Genomic DNA, 19,502 nt, shown 5'->3' on the forward strand with positions numbered 1-19,502 from the left:
TCCTAAGCATGATCCGTTTACCTAGCTATTAAGCGCCTTGCGGTGAACCCAATCGGTACCCAATGTGCCGATCAAAGTCTGTGTATAGTTTGAATCACTCAAAGCTGCAATCATCCGTTCAGCTTTATTCAGTTTTTCGGTTAATTGTTCTTGAATTACTGTATCTCCCGGTTCGATCTCGCCCAATCTGAGTTTGATATAGTCGTAGTGTCTTTGCCATAACTGCAAATCGCGCTGTTGTTTGATTTCAAGTCTTTCTTGATACCAATCACTGGCTAAAAGGTAGTCGCGGGTAAACATGCTGCGAATAGTCGGGTCATCAATCGTTTTTCCCTCGTATTGACCTTCGGCCATGATATAAATAAGCGCTTTTAGGGGTGGGCAGGCGTCTTCGACGGTACCATCCTCAATGTACAGCTGTGCTACCCGTTGTTGCGCTTCGTAAATGTTGTCAATGCCATCTATGAAAGCATCAAGATCCTGGGTTTCAGGTTTCAACATCGCCTCATCGAAAACAGCAGTAGGGTAGTCGAATATTTTTCCGAAATTGGTATGCACAAAACGCTCGGTGATGCGGTAACCCAAGCGACTGGCGAATACGGTGCGGCCTTGATGTTCAAAGTCTTCCATTTTTTCCAGATGACCATGCTCGATCAAATAACGGGGATCGCGTTCCTCAACCGTTAAGCGCGACCAAAGTTCAGGGATTAACAAGCTGATGTCGTGATCGATACGGCGCTGCGCACCTATGAAACCAGCGCTGGTTGAAAAGCCTGCGTAGTCACACAGGATCATTGAGACCAGTGCCGTGTTGAGATCCGATGTCGCGCTCAGTGCGTTAAAAGGACCTTTGGTCAAGGCGCCTTCAGAACCGGCTCCGGTTGTTGAAGGTGATTTTCCGGTTAAGCTGCAGATGTAATCCATGAACAACTCAGGCAATTCCTGATAATGAATCGGGTTGTAAGCGGCTAAAGGTCTGATACCAGCTGCAATTTCCTGTGGATTGTTCCTGCGTCCTGCCAGAACCGAGTTGACCGGAAAATAAACCGGTTGATCTAAGGCCAATCGTCTGGAAAGGCGGGTCGACATTTCTGCGAGATAACGCATCAGAGGGTTTGCAAGATCCGGACGGAGCTGTAAATAGCGAGAATTCAAGCTCGGTTTACCATCGACAATTCTCGGATGAGCGGATGAAACAAAAAACTCACCTTCTTTTCCCTGCGCAGCCCGTAAAATTACTTTCTGCATCGGTTCGCTGAATTCTTCAAAGTGAATGACATCTTCGATCAGTTCTTGAGCGTCTTTAGGTGTTAAGGGTTGGAAATTTACAATGAAGTTGTTGGTTCCGGACAAGTCCAATTCAGTTTGCAAATCAGCGCCCCGATTAATAGCATCATCCGGGCGTTGAAAAAAGCTTTGTTCACAGTTTTCTACAAGCTTGACGCTTGGATTGGTGTAAGCGGGATTAAGACCTGCAATAGAATCCGACCTAACCACGGTTGAAGCGGTAATGTCATCTTCCAGTTGAACCTTCTCTGAAGCCATAAAGTCTTGACGCAGTTTAAAGACGCGCCATGCGCCTTTGGCATCAAAACCTACGCGCAAATAACTGGCAACCAGTTTGCGACCATGAAATTTCAGTTCGTTTCCAGGATAGCTGTTGACCAAGTCAACCGAGAAATGTTCGCGCCAATTTTGTCCCCATTCCTCTTTATAGAATCGTTTGATCATCAACACCAAGGCGAGAATGTGCTGAGGTATTGCTTCAAGCCAATGGTTGTATTCGTCATTGTAGTCAGAGGCCGAAGGCGTCAGTAGTTTGATCACTGAGCCCAGGGTGCGTTTATTGCTCAACAAACTCCGTTGATCCTGGCCTTGTTTAGCAGGGTCACGGAAGCGGCCGGAATAATCGCGCTCAAAAATACGGGCCACAAAATCCATATCTTTATCAAAGTCATCGACAAAAATGGCACCCGAAATGATGGCGCCGGCAATGGACTTGGATATTTCCGATTTTCCTCCGCCGGAGACAGTAGATGGTTTATGGCAGAATGTGCCTTCCGGCTGGGTGCCGATCAATCGCCAGCTGGGCGCGTGCGGGTGGCGCTCCATGTGAATTTTGAAACCATTGGGATAGACATAGAAGTGATCAACCAGCAGTTTGATCGCCTGCAGCTGACCATTTTTTTCCCAGCTGATTTTTTGTTCCTGAATATTAACCTGAGCGTTTTCAGGTACATAAATGATTTCAGGATGTGTTTTGTCTATGGCATAACCCTCTGGCTTTAAATCAATGACAGCGGCTAATTTGGCATAAACATTTTCGAAAGAATAGTCCGGATCAAAATCAGTGCTTAGCGGTAAATAGGTTTCTCCCAAATTAACCTGAGAAAAAGCCAATGCGCCGCCGGAGTGCTCTTCTTCACAGTCACCTCGCAGGTTGGCAGAGTAGCTAATTTGAGATTTGTTCTCTTTTTTACTGTAACCGAAATAATTGTCGGCAATGATGGTTACGATAACGCCTCGTATGTCCCTGCAAACCAATTTAAAGGGTGTGCCGTCGTTATACAATTCATCTTCGCTTTTCCAGCACATGCCCTCTTTACGCTGACGATTTGTCGCTTGGTCATAATGAGGAAGGCCTACCTCTTTCTTTTTCAGTCGAACTAAATGCGGGGCCAAGATAATGCCGCCGGTTGTGCCGGTCCAGTGGTCTATATCCAGTCCGGCGTCGTTATCCGGCAAATAAGGATCTCCGCCATTGCCAAAAATCGATTCGACAAAAGCCAGATTAGCAACTAGGCCGCCTGGCACAAAAAAGCGCACTTCCATTCTTTGTTCAGGCATGCTTTCAGAGATTTTAGGTCTTACGATGGGTCTTAATAGCAAAGATACCCATACTTTTGCAGGATTATCCTGTGCACTGGTAAAAGGCAGTGCCAAAAGATCATCCGGAGGATTTAATGCGGCTTGCAAAATGCTTGCGTAAGCTTTGATGGGCACTTCTTTTTTGTCAGCGGGAACAGGAAGACCGCCTTCGACAATATGAAACACACCTTTCGTCGTCCGTCTGTCGTTTTGTGGATTATGCAGAACGCCTTGGGCCAAACGGTAAGAATCAACATAAGCGGAATGAAATTCATTTTGTTGATAGGGGACTGAAAGTTCCTGCGCTATGCCTTTGTGATCGAGTATGAACGACTCGCCGGGTAGCTTAACGGTAAGTTCAATACCGTTTCCCTTGAGATAACTGTTTAAATAGTCTTGAATACGCTGATCGGCTGGACAGCGGTACTTAGCCAGCAAACGCCGTTGCTGCAAATAATTTTTAAGCAGGCTGTCGGCTATTTTAAGCGTTTGTTGATCATTTTCAGCTTCGCAAATGGGCTGGCCCAGCGCAGCGAGTTGCAAATTGATATGTTGCACCTCTTCGAATTGCTTTAGTCTGGTCGCATCATCTTGCTGAGGTGTTGTTAACGTGTTCATCGTAAAAGCTCCGTTGGATGTGTTTGTATAAAAAGATAATCACTTTAAAAAATAAAAAACCTGCGCTCGATTGTATATTGTTGATTGGGCGTTATTTATTAACCGATTTGTCGGTCTGGATGTGTGGCTCGAGTTTGCATTTTTTGAAATGCAGCCATCTTTTTTTATTATTTTAAGTAATCATACAAAACATATCGCCTCAAGCCGGATAAGGCTAAGTCATTCAGTTCTTGAACGATGATGTTGATAAATTTGGATTTATTCAGAATAAAATCGACTTTAATTACACTTTAAAGAAAAATATATAAATTTAGGCTTGTTAAATGAAGAGCTGGCAACTGTTTAAAGCCTATTTTCAGAATCCAGACAGATTGATGATGTTGATCAATTTTCATTAGCTTTCGTTTATATCGTCATCGAAAAATAGAATTAGATCAAGCCATTTTATTAGCCAGCGGATTGTAAATACCTGGATTGTTATGAACAAATAGGCTCTAAAAACGATTGAAATTAAATCAATTATAAAAGCTTCATTTGACTTAAACTAGGATCCAGCTAATTTGTATAGTATTTTTAATCAAGCTTGAGTTTAATTGAAAATCATTCTTTGTGCAGTAAACTTTATCTGAAAATGTAAAATCCATCAGTACGAGCCAATCAATCTTGGTGAGCTATTGTGATCGCGGTTTTGTTGAAATAAGCGGTTGGTTTTTTGCACATAGACAATAGTTTGATTTCTATCAGTACCTAATGGATAAGGATAATGGGTAACATTCTGCATGAAATAATTATTGATCCGGATTTTGAGGAAGGCCCTGCCTGGCGCCGTTTTCCTTTTTATGAACAACAGCTGATTGTTAAAGAAGGCGAGATAGGTCAATCCTTGTTTTTGGTCGAAGAGGGCAGTCTCAGAGTTTCGGGTTACATTGCTATTGATGAAAAACGGATACAGTCAGGCTTTTGCGATTTAAATCCGGGCGATATTTTTGGTGAAATATGTTTGCTTGAATTTCTGCCCAGAATCGCGACAGTGACAGCCTTGACGGACGGGTATGCGATTGAAGTCAATGGTAAACTGTTAAATGCCTATTTTGAAAAGAAACCTGAACCCGGATACAGATTTTATAAACAGCTGTTTGCGATTTTTATAGAAAGGATTAACCGAGCCAATCAACGTGTTGAAAATTTGCTGGCGTGGGGACTTAAAGCTCATGGAATAGACCAGCACCTATAATGTGAAAACTTTAGGGGAGGGTGTTATGTCAATCGGTAAGTTACTGATGTTGGCAGGTGTTATTCTGACGATTACCGGTTTTGTGATCAGTTATGCCCCGGGATTAATCAGCTGGTTTGGTCACTTGCCCGGGGACATCAGAATAGAAGATGAAAATAAAGGGGTATTTATACCGATCACTTCCATGATTGTGGTCAGTATTTTAATCAGTCTCGCGATTCATTTGTTCTCATACTTAAAATAATATATCAGCTCACCGCCTCTCATTTTATTGGGTGTAAGTGGTTTAATGAAAAGGCCTCTGCAACAGGGACATATTGATGTGTCCTTTGAAATCAATTGCCTACGCTCTCAATTCAAAGTGGGCGAGTAGTTTGAAATAATTCAGGACATCAAGCTTGGTTTGCCTGCTCGGCAGCAATTACGGTATTGGCCACCAGCATCGTAATGGTCATGGGACCTACGCCACCCGGAACTGGCGTGATGTAAGCGGCGACTTGCTTGACGCCTTCGAAATCTACGTCGCCTACCAAACGACCATCCTCAAGCCGGTTAATACCTACATCAATCACCGCCGCTCCCGGTTTGACCATGTCCGCTGTTATCAGGTTAGGTTTTCCTGTCGCCACAACCAGAATGTCAGCCAGCGAGGTGAACTGTTTAAGGTCACGCGTTTTAGAGGTGCAAATACTCACTGTGGCATTTTTTTGTAACAGCATCATTGCCATTGGTTTCCCAACAATATTGCTGCGCCCTACGATGACCGCGTTTTGCCCTTCAATGGGAATATTCGAATATTCGAGCAGGCATTGAACACCGAAGGGCGTACAGGGTGGAAAGATGGTGTTACCTGACATCAAGGCGCCCAAATTATAAAGATGAAAGCCATCTACATCTTTTTCAACGCTGATGGTTTCCAGAACTTTGCTGACATCAATGTGTTTAGGTAACGGCAGTTGAACTAATATGCCATTGATAATCGGCGTCTTGTTTAAGTTCTCTATCGTCATCAGTAATTGGGCTTCGCTGACATCCTCGGGTAGATCAATCAGTTCAGAGTGAATGCCGACCTCATGGCAGGCTTTTATTTTGTTGCGAACATAGACTTGTGATGCGGGGTTATTGCCGACGATAATGACGGCAAGACCCGGCAGAATGCCGCGTTGCTTGAGTTGATTGACTCTTTCCTTCCAGCTTTTTCTGACTTCAAGTGCGATTTTTTTGCCATCAATAATGATTGCGCTCATGGATTAACCGATTGTGTTTGAAAGAGGGCAAGCTTAAAGAACTGGATTAATGATGACAACGTTTTTTCTACGAATTTATCACTATGCATCAGACCCATTGCATAAGCATAGATCAAACTTCAATCAAGCCTTACCAGGACGCGGGAAGCTTATTGACAATTTTAAGCGACTTATGATCAATTTCTACATAACCACCCTTGGTGAGTTCCTTCATGATTTTATTGATCATTTCCCGGGAAGCCCCGACCATATTGGCCAATTCCTGTTGCGTAGGTCGGTTGTGAATAACAGGAATGCCTTGATCATCAATCGCCATGTCTTTCAAGACTCGAATGGTCCGCTCATAGACGTTGGATAAAGCCAGTTGTTTGACTTTGTCGGTCAGTTGTCTGACTTTGTCGGAGAGAGTGCTTAAAAGTGCCAGACAAATTTCAGGATTTTGCAATAACCACTGTTTGAAATCGTATTTTGAAATGATGCCACACAGACATTTTTCAGTAGTCACCACTGAGGCAGAACGAGGTTCATCGCCCAATAACGCCAATTCGCCAAAAAAAGACCCCGCTTCCTGAATGGCTAATGTCACTTCCTTGCCTTCATCATCACTGGTAAATACGCGCACCTTACCGCTGAGTAGAATGAACATGGAGTGGGTATCGTCACCCTCAGTGATGATAAACGCATCTTTTGGAAAGTGCGTTGTTTTGGCATGCGCCGAAAGCGATACCAGCGATTCCTGCGGAACACTGGCCAGAAAAGGGATTTTTTGTAAAGTGTTCAGGAGTTCTTGATGCACGGCCAAAGTGTTGGTTGAGTGGATAAGTATCTAAAATCAAAACGGCCTTGAAAAGATATACAAGGCGCCTTGTTCGCATGCAGTCCTCATGTTTTTAATGCTGCTTGATGTGTTGAAACCATTTTTATCAGAATCAGTTTAACAATCTAACGATCCATTCGGCATTAAGACATCACTTAGGCAGCAATTCTCAGTTTGATCTTTTCGGCATCATTTTGGGCTGGAAAAAGCCTTTCGAGGAACGCCGTAAACCCTTCCATGGGGGCTTGACAGCAGCATCCCTGCTGCCGACATCCTCAAAAAGCTTCCCTCAGCCCTTTTGTCCCTTCAAATTGAGAATTGCTGTCGCTTAGGCTGATTTATAAACGCTACAGTGATCTATCGTAAAAACTCATGCTTGATGTTTCATCCAAGTAATGACTATGAATTTCCATCGTATTAAACGTATCTGTTTCAACAAGGATAATTTGGATTTTTTGTTGCCTTTCTGATTGCAGCGCATTGAATTTCTTTGTTGATACAGCTTGTCCTTTGTGTTCCAGCGGCATACGTGGTGGCGCAGTGGGAGCCTTGGTACAAAGCCGTTACAGTAACAACAAATCTTGCTTCTTTGTCTTCCCCGTTAACTCTAATAATCCCTTTTATGGGGGTTTCACTACTTTTTATTGCATCTTTAAGCAAATTGTCGGCATTGACGATTTTTGTATTGCATTTTTTCGGATCATTTTTTTTGCTTGTTACACCTTCCTTTGGTTGTTTGTCACCGGAGTTGGAAACAAAGATGTCATCCGTTGTTCCACACGGTTCAATTTCTCCTCCTGTGAGAGTATCTAATGTAATTTGCTTCGCTGTATCAAAGGCAATTCCTGTGGTTGCTATAGAGTTTTGTTTGAGTAAATTAACTATTGGCATTTCAGTATCTGAAGAGCCGCACGAATTTAACGTTAGCAGAACTATCGAACAGGTAAAAAGTATGTTTATTATTTTCATGGCAACAATTTCCTCATTTTTAATCAAAACCCAAAAACAATTTTCATTTATTTTAGTAAAACAAGCTGAGTTTCCCAAATAACTGCCGCTCAGGAATAAAAGGACTTAGCTGTGGTCCGCTTGCATCGAAAGTGCTTTGGAAGTTAAAGTCATTATCCAGTACATTTCTTACTTCAAAACTAATTAGGCCTATTTTTTTTGGTAACCTGTATCCCACAACGGCATCAAAAGTCCAGAAATTCTCGTTATTCTTGATGGTTCCTGCAGGCTCAGCAACCTCGGCTATCCTCTGATATACATGGGTCCAACTTAATCTGGTAAAAAACCCACTGTCATGGAACAAATTCAGGCTAAGTGGAACTTGTTGAGTTTCGATAGAGCGGGGATTGGTTGGATCTCCCTGACCTACGATATAATCTCGGCTTAATTTTTCAAAGCGGTATTCGGAGCGAAGAGCCATCCATTCGACAGGAGTCCAATAGAAATAGGCTAAATGTGAAGCCTCGTTTCGGCTTTGATCCTCGACTTGATTATTATTGATGACAGTTTGATTACCGTCGCGCCAAGTCACTTCACCACCCAGGAAGAATGAACTTAACAGGGTATAATCAAGGCCAAACCCACCTTGCCAGGCAGTGGTCCCGTTATTACTGTCGAAAAATTGATTGAATCCAGCTACTTGTGTCGGTTCAATGGTCTGGTTTGAAGCCAAAGGCCGAGTTAAAGATCTGAAAACAGCACTTCGAACAGTTAAATTATCAAATGGATTCCAGGTTACTCCAAATTTAGGGTTGAACTGATTTCTTTTAACCAGACTATCATCGTATGAATCGTAACTAAAGCCCAAGAGTGTCGTTAAATTGGGTAATAAATATTGTTTTGAATACACATAACCGTTTATGTAATCCGTATGTCTATGTGAACGTGAATTTGTGCATAGCGTATCGGGTTCGCCTGGGTCTTGAAATCCACACAGGCTCAAGCGAGTACCAAGAAAATCCAGGTATTGTTCGGTATTAATATTTTGGTCTGTTTTTAAATTCATATATCCAAATCCCGTGGTTATATCAAAGTCTGCAGGATGGAAAATATATTGTAACTCTGTTTGATAACCGTGTTCCTTTATGTGGGATGCACTATCCTCTAAAGCAAGATCTACGGGTTTGGTATTTGTTTCAACGTCTTTTAATGTTGTATAAAATCCTGAAGCTATTAAATCCTGGACAGGATTTATGCGGTAATGTCCTCCGGCCCGGATGATGTCGTGTTCAATAGTTTTTTTGAGATTTTCCTGATGAAAGCCGTTAGCTCTAAGCGGCACATCGCCTGCTCTGACATCATCAGATTTCAGTTCCAGTTGAACGCTAAGGTCCGGCGATAGGGTGTATTGCAGAAAGGCATTATAAATATCCTGCTGATAACCGTCATTTTGTCGAAACCCATCGGTTTCGTAGTGAAACTGACCTAAGCTTCCGGACAAGTTGTTATAAACGCCTGATATTATGGCATTATCAGTGATAGTGTTGCTGCTGCCATAGGCACCGTTTAATAACAGATGCGCCCCATTCGACGTGTACATGGGGTCGTATTCGTTCATAGATAAGCTACCTGGGCCCAGGCTGTTTAGAATGCCAATGTTTTCACTGGTTAACTGGGGTTGAACCGGCGTAATGTTAATCGGTTGCAGCAATTGGGCTTGCAATAATTCGCTAGCTCGGGCTGTTCTATAGCGCGGCTGGCCAATATAAGCATCTGAAAGAAATCGATGCGCAGAATGATTGGTTGAATCGTACCCCAACGATTTCCAGGCTTCCTTCAAGGCTGTTCTACCAAAACCGAGATCATTGTAAATGCGCGCCAAATTTGCCGTTCTGGCGGCAGCGTCCTCATCCAGCAATAATTTTGATCGATACACGCCGCGATTATCATTCAATTCGATGGCTTGTTGCATATCATGAAGCGCTTCAACCGGCCGGTTGGTGGTTTGCTTTAATAGTGCATCATAAAACCAGGGCGTAGGATCTTTGGGGTCCATTGCTTTGGCGATTTTATATTCGGTGCTTGCGTAATCAGTATTTCTTAATTCGTAATAGGCTTTGCCGAGATAGCTGCGCAAAACGGAATTGTTGGGGTCCAGATTGACTGCGGTTTCCAGATCGGTTTTTCCTGCTTCAATATCGCCTTTTCTGATTTTCGATAAGCCCAGTCCTAATCTTGCCAAAGGGTCGGATGAGTCCAGCGTTAAGGCCTGTTCAAAGTCTGCTTTTGCCCGTTCTATTTTAGTCCTGGCCAAATTGGCAAAACCTGAAAGCGTCCGTGTTCTGGCCAGTTGAGGGTTAAGTTGATTGGCTTTTTCAGCGGCTATAAAGGCCGCATCCTGGTCGCTCATCGAGAGGTGTAATTCTGTGAGTCTTGCCCAGGCCAGGGCGTTATCAGGGGCTAATTTAACGGCTTCTTGAGTTGATTTTAATGCCTCATCAATATTAAATAAGGATTGATAGGCATAGGACTCGGCTATTTTGGCGATTGAGGATTCCGGATTTGCAGTCACCGCTTTTTTGGCCCATTCCAATGCCTGTTGTTGCTGGTTTTTAGCGACAGCGATAACGGCTTTTATTGCAAACGCATCACTGCTGGTGGGTTCAAGTTGTTGTGCCTGATTAATTAATGGCTCGGCTTCATCGACTCTGCCGACGGTAAGCAGAAGGGCAGCTTTCAAGGTTAAATAATGGACATTGTGCTGATCGACCGGCAGCGCATCAAGCGCGGCAAGGGATTGAAAGCTATGACCTTGCCTATAAGCTTCCAAAGCCGGAATCAGACTGCTGCCTGCGGCTAAACGGCCATCGGATGAGTCGTCAATGATAGGTGGATAGTAGAGAGACCATTGCACCGCATCTTCCGGTTTTATCGTTAATGCTTGTATTCGGGGGGCTTGATTTTCGGTTGCAAATCCCGTGTAGCCCTGAGTTATGGAAATCTTGCCAAGCTGATTTTGAGCGGTGACTTGGCCGTCAAAAACACTGATTTGCGTTTGGGTTGCATCGACTTCAACCAAAAACTCAGTGCCTTCATGGACGGCATTGATAAAAGGCGTATGGATATTCAGCTGTTGTGTCTGCCGACTCCTAAAAAATCCGGAACCTTGGAGTAGCTTTAAAAGCCATGGAATATTTTCCTCTTCAGGCTGCGAAAAAATCAGTGTGGAATTTTGGTCCAGCGTAACAATGGTTTGATTGCTCAGTAATAAGGTTGCCCGGCTTCTTCTCCCGGTGCGGATTTTATCACCAGGGCAAAATATAGCTTCCTGTTCAACCGATAGCCACCGTGTTTCACTCGGATGCTGGATGTCAACCTTTCCCTGTCCGGATGCCAGCTTGGCGATCCACTGCTCGCAATCCCCGTTAGCCCAGGTTATGCAAGGGAACACAAAAAGGAATGATAAAAGGTAACCTTGAGTGATTCTGTTCATTTTTAAATGATTGCAAATAATTTAGCCTGCCATCTATTGACTCAAACAGAATCGATTTCAGAAAATGGCAATTAGAGAATGTTTCGAACCAAGCAATTGATGCCAGTGCAGTAAAATTTAGAGGCTTAAAGCGTATCTAAAAATGGGTTCACCACTCACCGATCTGCAAAAAAGTAAATGAACCTTATCACAAAATTTTGCTTGAGTTCATTGTATGTTCATAAACTTCCCTATTGCAAGGCGGTGGTAATATTACCTAAGTCGATGACCTTTTTTTGTTTGAAATCAATGGGAGGCTGTTCTGAAGTGGCGGGTTGATGGGTGAGGTAATTTAAATAAAAGCGAGTTGGACCATCGTCAGGATACTTTTCGGCTATCGCTAAAAATGAATCATGGGCTTGGGTCCATTGATTGGACTGAAACAAATGCAAAGCCTCTTCAAAATGTCGTGCTCTGGTGGCTGTATTTGCAGAGCCTGATACAGTTAAACCGATTAACTCATAGACGCAGACGGGGTGGGTTTTGCCTTTGAGAATAAAAAACCCCAGTTCCCGCTTTAAAAAAAGCTCAAGATCATGGATGACCTCGTTGGTGACTAAAATGCGAGTGCCTAGGATTTTGTTAAGTCCTTCTATGCGGGTTGCCGTATTAATCACATCGCCGACGGCACGGTATTCAAAATGATCAGTCGATCCGACGTTGCCCAGGTGCATTTCACCGTAATGCAAGCCCAGTCGAGTGCTGAGGGTGTGGGGCTGAGAGCCGTTAAACCTGTCTACCGCCTGTTGAATAGCCAAAGCGGCTTGACAGGCCTGGGTTCTCAATGCTTTATCGTCATGATCCGATTTAGCCCAAATGGCCAGCATCGCATCGCCGATTACATCGGAAATTATGCCTCCGTGCTGTTGCACTTCAGGAAACAAATTACCGTAATAATGATTCATCAGAGTACTTAGCGCTTTAGGAGGCAAGGACTCTGACAAGGATGTGTATTGCCCCGCGTCGCTGGCCATGCAGACGCCATTGATCAGCTCACCCAGACTGTTTAATTCGTCAAGGCTGCCATGGCCTGCCATTCTATTAACCATGTCTGACGGAACATAGCGGCTGAATGCGTTAAACATATTTTTGTGTTCGCGCTTTCCCGCTAAATAGTGACCAACCGCCGCGGTGAGGATGACTGAAAGCGCTTGAACCACAATCGGAATGAATAAAGGCAGCCATAAATAATGCTGGTTAAAGCAATAACTGGCGAGGCTGAGGTAAGCGGCGGATGACGATGCAATAACGGCTAATAAGACCGAAAAAGAACAAAATCGGCAGGCCAGAGATAAGAACAGGCTCCATAAAATCAGCAAAGACAGTTGATAAGAGACAGGTAGGGCTTTGAGCCAACTATGTTCCAGCAAATTGGCAATTGCCGTTGCGGCAAGTTCTATGGGACTTATTGTGCTGCCGTCCTGTTCAGAATAGACGGTATAAAATCCCCGGTTTTTTTCTTCCATGATATTTTCAGAGTAACCGATCAGGACAATCTTGTTACTAAAAAGGTCAGGATTCAGTATGTCACTGACTAATGCCTGATAAAAAGGGATAGTGGTAAGGGTGCCGGCTTTGCCATAATGATTAAGCAGCAGACTGTCATTTTCTTTAAGTAAGGCTGCCCAGGATTTTAACAGGTGGGTATGATCGTGTGTGGATTTGATAGTTGATGATGTCTGCGAATCGTCATCTGCCAAGCTCTGTTTGCTCAATACTGATTGTACGATTTGTAGGGTTTCAAAATTATCCTGAGTGTTTACCAGTCCTTCAAAATCCGGAGGAAATTGATAGGAAAGTTCGGGGGCTGTTGTTTTGATCAGATCCAAAATGGCAGGGTAGGCCTGTTTTAGCAGATGAGATTGGAACACGGCGACCGGAAATGTGGCGATATCGCCGGCGCTGCTTTTAAAAGCCCAGAACTGCTTAATGCTGGATGAAGATTTGGGCAGAGGGAATGGTGCGGTACCTAGGGCGACCTGATTCAAGATGGGAATCGGTTCTATGATGGTTTCGTAACGGAACTGGTTTAACGGTCCGATGGAAGAAAGCGAGCCTTGTTTCAAATAATTGCTCAGTACAATGTTGCGGCCTTCTTTCATCGCTTCGGCGAGCATCAAATCGCCTTCGTCATCCCGGCTTTCCTCAAAAATAATGTTAAAACCAATGATTGAGGGTCTTTGCTGATTCAGTTTACGAATCAGTTGTGCATAATAAGAACGCGGCCATTTTTCAGGGTCATCGGGTAAGCGAAGAATTTCTGCAGACGCTTTGTCAATACTGACAATGACTACTTCTTCGGGAGGGGTTATAGGGCCTCTCATATGGAATAACCAGGTGAGCCCCATTTCTTCTTCTAGATAAGCGCCAAATGGACTTAAACTTAGAAACACTCCCATTAAACTGATCAGCACGGCCAGGACGCAGGTATTTTGCGTCTTTTGGCGGTGTCTGATTTGAATGGGTTGGTCGCTCATGGCTATAACACAGTCTGAAGCTTCAGAAGTGCGCTGCTCACCGGCAGGTAAGAAGAGATTGAGGAGTGGGTTATTGGAAACTCCTCAACCGGTAGTCATTATGAAACGGTCAGAATCACAGTTATTCGCAGGTTGGGTTTTAGCTTAAGGCAAGTGCAGTGAGCGGTTGTCAATGGCTAAGGCGGCTTCATGAAGGACCTCTGAAATGGTCGGATGGGCATGAATCGTTCTGGCCAAATCTTCCGAGCTGGCAGAAAACTCCATTGCCAAAACAGCTTCTGCGATTAATTCGGATGCATTAATGCCGATGATGTGGACTCCCATGATGATATCGGTTTCAGCATTGGTAATGATCTTGACCAAGCCTTCTGTTTTGTCAATGGCTTCAGCTCTGCCATTGGCTTTCAGCGGAAACACGCCGGTATTGTATTTAATGCCCAGGGCTTGAACGGCCTGTTCGGTATGGCCCACCCAGGCGATTTCGGGATCCGTGTAGATTACACTCGGGATAATGTCATAGTTGATGGGCGTTTCCATGTTTGCAATTTGCTCGGCAACAAAAACGCCTTCTTCCAATCCTTTGTGAGCCAACATGGGGCCTAGTAATGTCAAATCGCCAATTGCATAGACACCTGGAACGGTGGTGCAGCATTTTTCATCGACATGAATGTAACCATTTTCATCTAAAACCAGTTCTGCTTCTGGTGCTGCAATATTTTCGGAATTGGGTTTTCGCCCGGAAGCGACAATCAGTTTATCCAGTTTTAAGGTGTGATTACCCTCTTGATCCTGATATTCGACGATTACTTTATCTTTAGAACGCTTTGCAGAAATGACCCGGGTGCCCATTCTCAGATCTAAACCTTGATTGGTGTAAATTTTGTAGGCTTCCAGTGATATTTGTTGATCGGTTACGTGCAGGAAAATTTCCTGGGCTTCCAGCAGGGTGACGTCTGAGCCCAGTTTATTCCAGATTCCGCCAATCTCAAGGCCAATAATACCGGCACCTATGATACCCAGTTTTTTAGGAACACTTTGCAGGCTCAGCGCTGCAGTCGAATCAATGATGACTTCGTTGTCGATGGGCGCGCAGCCAAGTTCAATAGGTGAAGAACCCGTCGCGAGGATGACATTTTTCGCATTAAGAATAATCGGTTTACCGCCGTTAGGAGGCGTTGCCGAAACTTGCCGGGCAGTCAGCAGCTTGCCTGATCCATGAATAAAATCAATTCCGTTGTCCGCAAAAACCTGCTTGATTTGCTTACTGAGCATATCGACTTTTTTGTCTTTGCGAGCAATCATTTTAGGGACATCAAGCTTGATATTATCTACAGATATACCATGGTCTTTGATGTCATTCCTAATCTGGTGGTAGATTTTGGCAGACTCCAAAAGTGCCATTGATGAAATACAGCCTGCGTTTATGTAAGTTCCGCCCAAACTGGTTTTACCGTCAGGGCTCATCCAGTTATCAACGCAAGCTGTTTTTAAGCCCAATTGCGCAGCTCTAATCGCTGCCACATAACCAGCAGGACCTGCGCCCAACACTATAACATCGTACGTTGATTCATATTTTGACATGGCGATATACCGTTTAAATATTTAGAAGCAAATGAGCAGGCGATTCTAGACATTCTTTGATAGTAGCCAGGAATTGCACTGCTTCACGACCGTCGACGAGTCGATGATCGTAGGACAAAGCCAGATACATGATGGGACGGATCACTATTTCACCATTTTCAACGACCGGCCGCTCTTTTATGGCGTGCATGCCTAAAATCGCGCATTGTGGTGGATTTAGAATGGGTGTTGAAAGCATGGATCCGAAGATGCCGCCATTGGTAATAGTAAACGTGCCTCCCGTGAGGTCATCCACGCTGATGTTGCCTTCTTTGGCTTTTTTACCGTAATCGGCAATGCTTTTTTCAATGCCGGCAAAATCCAGTTGATCCGCATCGCGCAAAACTGGGACGATCAAGCCTCTAGGCGTTGAGACAGCAATGCCGATGTCATAATACCCGTGATAAATGATGTCGTTTCCGTCGATCGAAGCGTTCACTGCTGGAAACTTTTTCAAAGCTTCAATAGAGGCTTTAACGAAAAATGACATAAAACCCAGTTTGATTTTATGTTTATCTTCAAAGCGGCCTTTGTATTGGTTTCTGAGCTCCATCACGTTATGCATATTAACTTCATTAAAAGTGGTTAACATGGCGGCGTTTTGTTGAGCCTGTAACAAGCGTTCGGCAATTTTTGCCCTGAGCCGGGTCATAGGTACCCGTTGTTCGGGTCGAATACCGGTAGCGACTACCGTCTTTACTTCGATGGGTGCTGTGGGTTTTTCTGGTTCAATGTGCCTTGCCGGGGCATGCCGTTGTTCTATGACTGGCTCATCACTCAAATATTCAATGACATCGTTTTTAGTCAGCCGGCCATGTTTGCCTGAACCTTTGATTTGCGCAGGATCAATGTTTTTCTCGACGATCAGGCGTCGAACAGCCGGGCTCAGATGCGCCTCCAAAGATTGGGCAGCTGATGATGCAGGGTGTTCAGTCGTCTTTTCAGCGATTGCTGAAGAGGCTGGAGCAACAACGGCTTCGACTTTATTTTCAGCAGGGTTTGGGCCGGAGGCGCCTGAAGACGCTTCAGTGTCCAGTATTGCCAGAACATCGTTGCTGAAAACGAGGGCGCCATCTTCTTTGATAATCTCACTCAAGATGCCTGAGTTGGGTGAGGGCACTTCCAGAATAACTTTATCTGTCTCAAGATCAACAAGGTTTTCATTTTTATTGACCCAATCACCGGGTTTTTTGTGCCAGTTTATAAGCGTTGCATCGGCAACTGATTCCGGGAGAGCGGGAACGCGGACTTCGATGGTCATGTTATTTTCCTTTGTAGTTACCGAATAAAGCGGATTCTACGACTTGTTTTTGTTGTTCGAGATGCTTTTTAAAATTACCAACGGCTGGCGAAGCGGAGGCCGCTCTGCCAGCATATTGCAAGTTGATTTGAGTAGCAAGCGTATCGACGAAATGATGTCTGATTTGATACCAGGCGCCTTGGTTTTTGGGTTCTTCCTGGCACCAAATCATCAGTTCAAGGTTTGGATATTTAGCAATTTCGTCTTTAAACCGCTTGTCCGGAAAGGGATAAAGTTGTTCGATACGGACTATCGCCACATCATCTGTATGGGTTTCTCGGCGGGTTTCCAGTAAATCGAAATAAACTTTCCCTGCACAGAGTACCATTCGCTTTACGTTTTTCGGGTTTATCGAATCGGTTTCGCTGATGATTGTCTGGAATTTACCTTTGGACAAATCCTCAAGTGTAGATACCGCCAGCTTGTGTCTCAAAAGGCTTTTGGGGCTCATAATGATCAGCGGTTTGCGGTAAGTTCTGATCATTTGACGACGCAGCAGATGGAAGATTTGAGCGGGTGTCGTCGGTGTGCAAACCTGAATATTATGTTCGGCACATAGCTGCATATACCGTTCAAGTCGTGCGGATGAATGTTCCGGGCCTTGACCTTCATAACCATGAGGTAACAGCATGACCAGGCCGCTGAGACGACCCCACTTGGTTTCGCCGGAAGTAATGAACTGATCAATAACCACTTGTGCGCCGTTCGCAAAATCACCGAATTGAGCTTCCCAAATGACCAGGCAGTCGGGAGTAGTAGAACTGTAACCGTATTCGAAACCCAATACCGCTTCTTCTGAAAGTAACGAGTCATAGATCTGAACACGGCCCTGATTCGGATCAAGATGGCTGAGTGGCTGATAAGTGCTGCCGTCGATTTGATTATGAAGAACGGCATGGCGATGGAAAAAGGTGCCTCGGCCAACATCCTGCCCTGTTAATCTGACATTATATTTTTCCATGGCCAGCGTTGCATAAGCCAGGTTTTCGGCAAATCCCCAATCTAATGGGAGTGCGCCCGCGGCCATTTTTCTGCGGCTGTCCATTATCTTGCCAACCCGAGGGTGCAATTCAAAACCGGTGGGCAATATTTGTAATTGTTTATTGCAAAAACGTATCACATCCAGGGAGACTGCTGTTTTGCAGGCTTGAGTCCATTTTTTATTCAGGTATTTATCCCATATGGCCGAATAGGAATAAACTTTTTCGTTGGCAATCGGCCTGGAGACGACTTGGCCCGATTCCAGTTTCCGGACATAATCCTGTTCAAGTTGAATGGCATCTTCCTTCGAAATGACGCCTGCTTCAATCAGCTTATTTGCGAAAATATGGCGTGTCGTTGGCCGGTTCCTGATGTATTTGTACATCAGCGGTTGGGTAGTGGCCGGTTCGTCCGCTTCGTTATGGCCAAGCCTGCGGTAACAAATGAGGTCAATCACGACATCCTTGTTAAACGTCATGCGAAAATCCAGTGCCATTTTTGCGACAAATAAAACTGCTTCGGGATCATCGCCGTTGACATGGAAAACAGGAATCTGAACCATATTGGCCACGTCGGTACAATAAAGCGTGGATCTGGCGTCGGCGGGGTTGCTGGTGGTAAAACCTATTTGGTTATTAACCACGATATGAACGGTTCCGCCGGTTGAAAATCCGCGCGTTCCTGCCATGTTGAGTGTTTCCATCACCACACCTTGTCCTGCGAACGCGGCATCGCCATGAATCAAAATCGGTAAAATAGTGTTATGACTGTCCGCTCTGGGGTCTCGGTCTTGTCTTGCTCTGACCGATCCTTCCACCACAGGATTGATAATCTCCAGATGCGAAGGATTGAATGCCAACGTCACATGAATCGGTCCGCCGGGTGTGACGATGTCGGAAGAAAAACCCATGTGATATTTAACGTCACCGGAATTCATGCCGGGTGCGGGAATATGTATGCCTTTGAATTCCTCGAACAACTTGGATGGATTCTTTCCGAGAATGTTGACCAGGACATTTAATCGGCCCCGATGTGCCATCCCTATCACAACCTCCTTCGTTTGCTTCTCGCCTGCTCGCTGTAGGATGTTGTCCAGGATTGGAATCAATGATTCGCCACCTTCCAGCGAAAAGCGTTTTTGGCCTACAAAGGTATTGTGCAGGTATTTTTCTATGCCTTCTGCAGCGGTCAGGAATAGAAGTGTCGACATTTGTTCTTCAGCCGACAGTTTATGATGAATCTTGGCGCCTTCCAGCCGGTTTTTAATCCAGCGCTTCATATCGGTGTCGACAATATGCATGTACTCCGTTCCGATATTGCCGCAATAAATTTCCTTCAGAGTGGAAATAATATCCCTTAACGGGAGTCGGTCAACGCCGTACAGTGTTCCTGTGTCAAACAACGTATCCATGTCCAGTTCGGTCAACCCATAGTAGGCGGGATCCAAATCAGGAAAATAAGGTGTTGTTGTGTGAAGTGGGTTATTCGTTGCAATCTGATGCCCGCGAACCCGATAGTGATTAATCAGTCGCGCGACCGCCGATTGCTTTTTGACACTCTGCTCCGTAAAGCCCTGTAACTTGGCTAGACGGCCCTGTGATTGCTGAGCTAATGACGCGAAGCGTTCGATGATTGGGCTATGTGCTGTTTCCTGGACAGAGTCACTTCGAATATGCCCGAACTTTTGTTTCCAGCTGTCTTCGACTGAATCCGGGTCCTGAAGGTATTGCTCGTATAACTCTTCTATAAAATTGGCATTGCTGCCGTACAAGGATGAAGATTCTCGAAACAGTTTAAGGAGGTCGCTCATTGATGTATTCCGTTAATTCTTTAGCAGTTGGGCCTATCTTAGGTCGAAAA

11 protein-coding genes are annotated in these 19,502 nt (G+C 44.6%); 2 read left to right on the forward strand and 9 right to left on the reverse strand.

Annotation, left to right across the window (positions count from 1 at the left end; genetic code table 11):
- Positions 1–21 precede the first annotated feature (21 nt).
- Complete coding sequence (locus tag Q7V32_RS15965; protein ID WP_304897972.1) at positions 22–3,486, reverse strand: hypothetical protein; 3,465 nt, start codon at positions 3,484–3,486, stop codon at positions 22–24.
- A 763-nt stretch (positions 3,487–4,249) separates the two neighbouring features.
- Here Q7V32_RS15965 and Q7V32_RS15970 point away from each other — a divergent pair.
- Both Q7V32_RS15970 and Q7V32_RS15975 read left to right on the forward strand, forming a co-directional pair.
- Positions 4,250–4,720, forward strand: coding sequence for a Crp/Fnr family transcriptional regulator (locus Q7V32_RS15970; protein WP_304897973.1), 471 nt, complete (start codon positions 4,250–4,252; stop codon positions 4,718–4,720).
- A gap of 25 nt (positions 4,721–4,745) precedes the next feature.
- Positions 4,746–4,964 carry a DUF2905 domain-containing protein gene (locus Q7V32_RS15975; RefSeq protein ID WP_304897974.1) on the forward strand — a complete coding sequence of 73 codons (219 nt, stop codon included), beginning with the start codon at positions 4,746–4,748 and terminating at the stop codon, positions 4,962–4,964.
- A gap of 148 nt (positions 4,965–5,112) precedes the next feature.
- On the opposite strand, the gene folD is transcribed toward Q7V32_RS15975, so the two are convergent.
- The 8 genes from folD to Q7V32_RS16015 all read right to left on the reverse strand — a co-directional run bounded on the left by folD (position 5,113) and on the right by Q7V32_RS16015 (position 19,452).
- Complete coding sequence (gene folD / locus Q7V32_RS15980) at positions 5,113–5,967, reverse strand: bifunctional methylenetetrahydrofolate dehydrogenase/methenyltetrahydrofolate cyclohydrolase FolD (RefSeq protein ID WP_304897975.1); 855 nt, start codon at positions 5,965–5,967, stop codon at positions 5,113–5,115.
- A 130-nt stretch (positions 5,968–6,097) separates the two neighbouring features.
- Entirely contained in the window at positions 6,098–6,763 is a 666-nt protein-coding gene (locus Q7V32_RS15985) for a Crp/Fnr family transcriptional regulator (RefSeq protein WP_304897976.1), read from the reverse strand.
- Positions 6,764–7,216: 453 nt separating this feature from the next.
- Positions 7,217–7,753, reverse strand: coding sequence for a hypothetical protein (locus tag Q7V32_RS15990; RefSeq protein ID WP_304897977.1), 537 nt, complete (start codon positions 7,751–7,753; stop codon positions 7,217–7,219).
- Between the two features lie 52 nt (positions 7,754–7,805).
- On the reverse strand, positions 7,806–11,225 hold the full coding sequence (locus Q7V32_RS15995) for a FecR domain-containing protein (RefSeq protein WP_304897978.1): 3,420 nt from the start codon (positions 11,223–11,225) through the stop codon (positions 7,806–7,808).
- Positions 11,226–11,455: 230 nt separating this feature from the next.
- The gene (locus tag Q7V32_RS16000) at positions 11,456–13,741 is read right to left on the reverse strand and encodes a CHASE2 domain-containing protein (RefSeq protein WP_304897979.1); all 2,286 of its coding nucleotides are present in this window, start codon (positions 13,739–13,741) and stop codon (positions 11,456–11,458) included.
- A 144-nt stretch (positions 13,742–13,885) separates the two neighbouring features.
- Entirely contained in the window at positions 13,886–15,322 is a 1,437-nt protein-coding gene (gene lpdA / locus Q7V32_RS16005; RefSeq protein ID WP_304897980.1) for a dihydrolipoyl dehydrogenase, read from the reverse strand.
- A 13-nt stretch (positions 15,323–15,335) separates the two neighbouring features.
- Entirely contained in the window at positions 15,336–16,622 is a 1,287-nt protein-coding gene (odhB, locus tag Q7V32_RS16010; protein ID WP_304897981.1) for a 2-oxoglutarate dehydrogenase complex dihydrolipoyllysine-residue succinyltransferase, read from the reverse strand.
- A 1-nt stretch (position 16,623) separates the two neighbouring features.
- A complete protein-coding gene (locus Q7V32_RS16015) occupies positions 16,624–19,452 on the reverse strand; it encodes a 2-oxoglutarate dehydrogenase E1 component (protein ID WP_304897982.1) in 2,829 nt (942 codons plus the stop codon).
- Positions 19,453–19,502 lie beyond the last annotated feature (50 nt).

This window comes from Methylicorpusculum sp., assembly GCF_030651835.1.
In the GTDB taxonomy this organism is placed as follows: domain Bacteria; phylum Pseudomonadota; class Gammaproteobacteria; order Methylococcales; family Methylomonadaceae; genus Methylicorpusculum.

What these genes read in the sequence shown, in the direction of transcription:
- Q7V32_RS15965 (WP_304897972.1), bottom strand. Translation starts at nt 3,486, where the DNA reads ATGAACACGTTAACAACACCTCAGCAAGATGATGCGACCAGACTAAAG.
- Q7V32_RS15970 (WP_304897973.1), top strand. Translation starts at nt 4,250, where the DNA reads ATGGGTAACATTCTGCATGAAATAATTATTGATCCGGATTTTGAGGAA.
- Q7V32_RS15975 (WP_304897974.1), top strand. Translation starts at nt 4,746, where the DNA reads ATGTCAATCGGTAAGTTACTGATGTTGGCAGGTGTTATTCTGACGATT.
- folD (WP_304897975.1), bottom strand. Translation starts at nt 5,967, where the DNA reads ATGAGCGCAATCATTATTGATGGCAAAAAAATCGCACTTGAAGTCAGA.
- Q7V32_RS15990 (WP_304897977.1), bottom strand. Translation starts at nt 7,753, where the DNA reads ATGAAAATAATAAACATACTTTTTACCTGTTCGATAGTTCTGCTAACG.
- Q7V32_RS15995 (WP_304897978.1), bottom strand. Translation starts at nt 11,225, where the DNA reads ATGAACAGAATCACTCAAGGTTACCTTTTATCATTCCTTTTTGTGTTC.
- Q7V32_RS16000 (WP_304897979.1), bottom strand. Translation starts at nt 13,741, where the DNA reads ATGAGCGACCAACCCATTCAAATCAGACACCGCCAAAAGACGCAAAAT.
- lpdA (WP_304897980.1), bottom strand. Translation starts at nt 15,322, where the DNA reads ATGTCAAAATATGAATCAACGTACGATGTTATAGTGTTGGGCGCAGGT.
- odhB (WP_304897981.1), bottom strand. Translation starts at nt 16,622, where the DNA reads ATGACCATCGAAGTCCGCGTTCCCGCTCTCCCGGAATCAGTTGCCGAT.
- Q7V32_RS16015 (WP_304897982.1), bottom strand. Translation starts at nt 19,452, where the DNA reads ATGAGCGACCTCCTTAAACTGTTTCGAGAATCTTCATCCTTGTACGGC.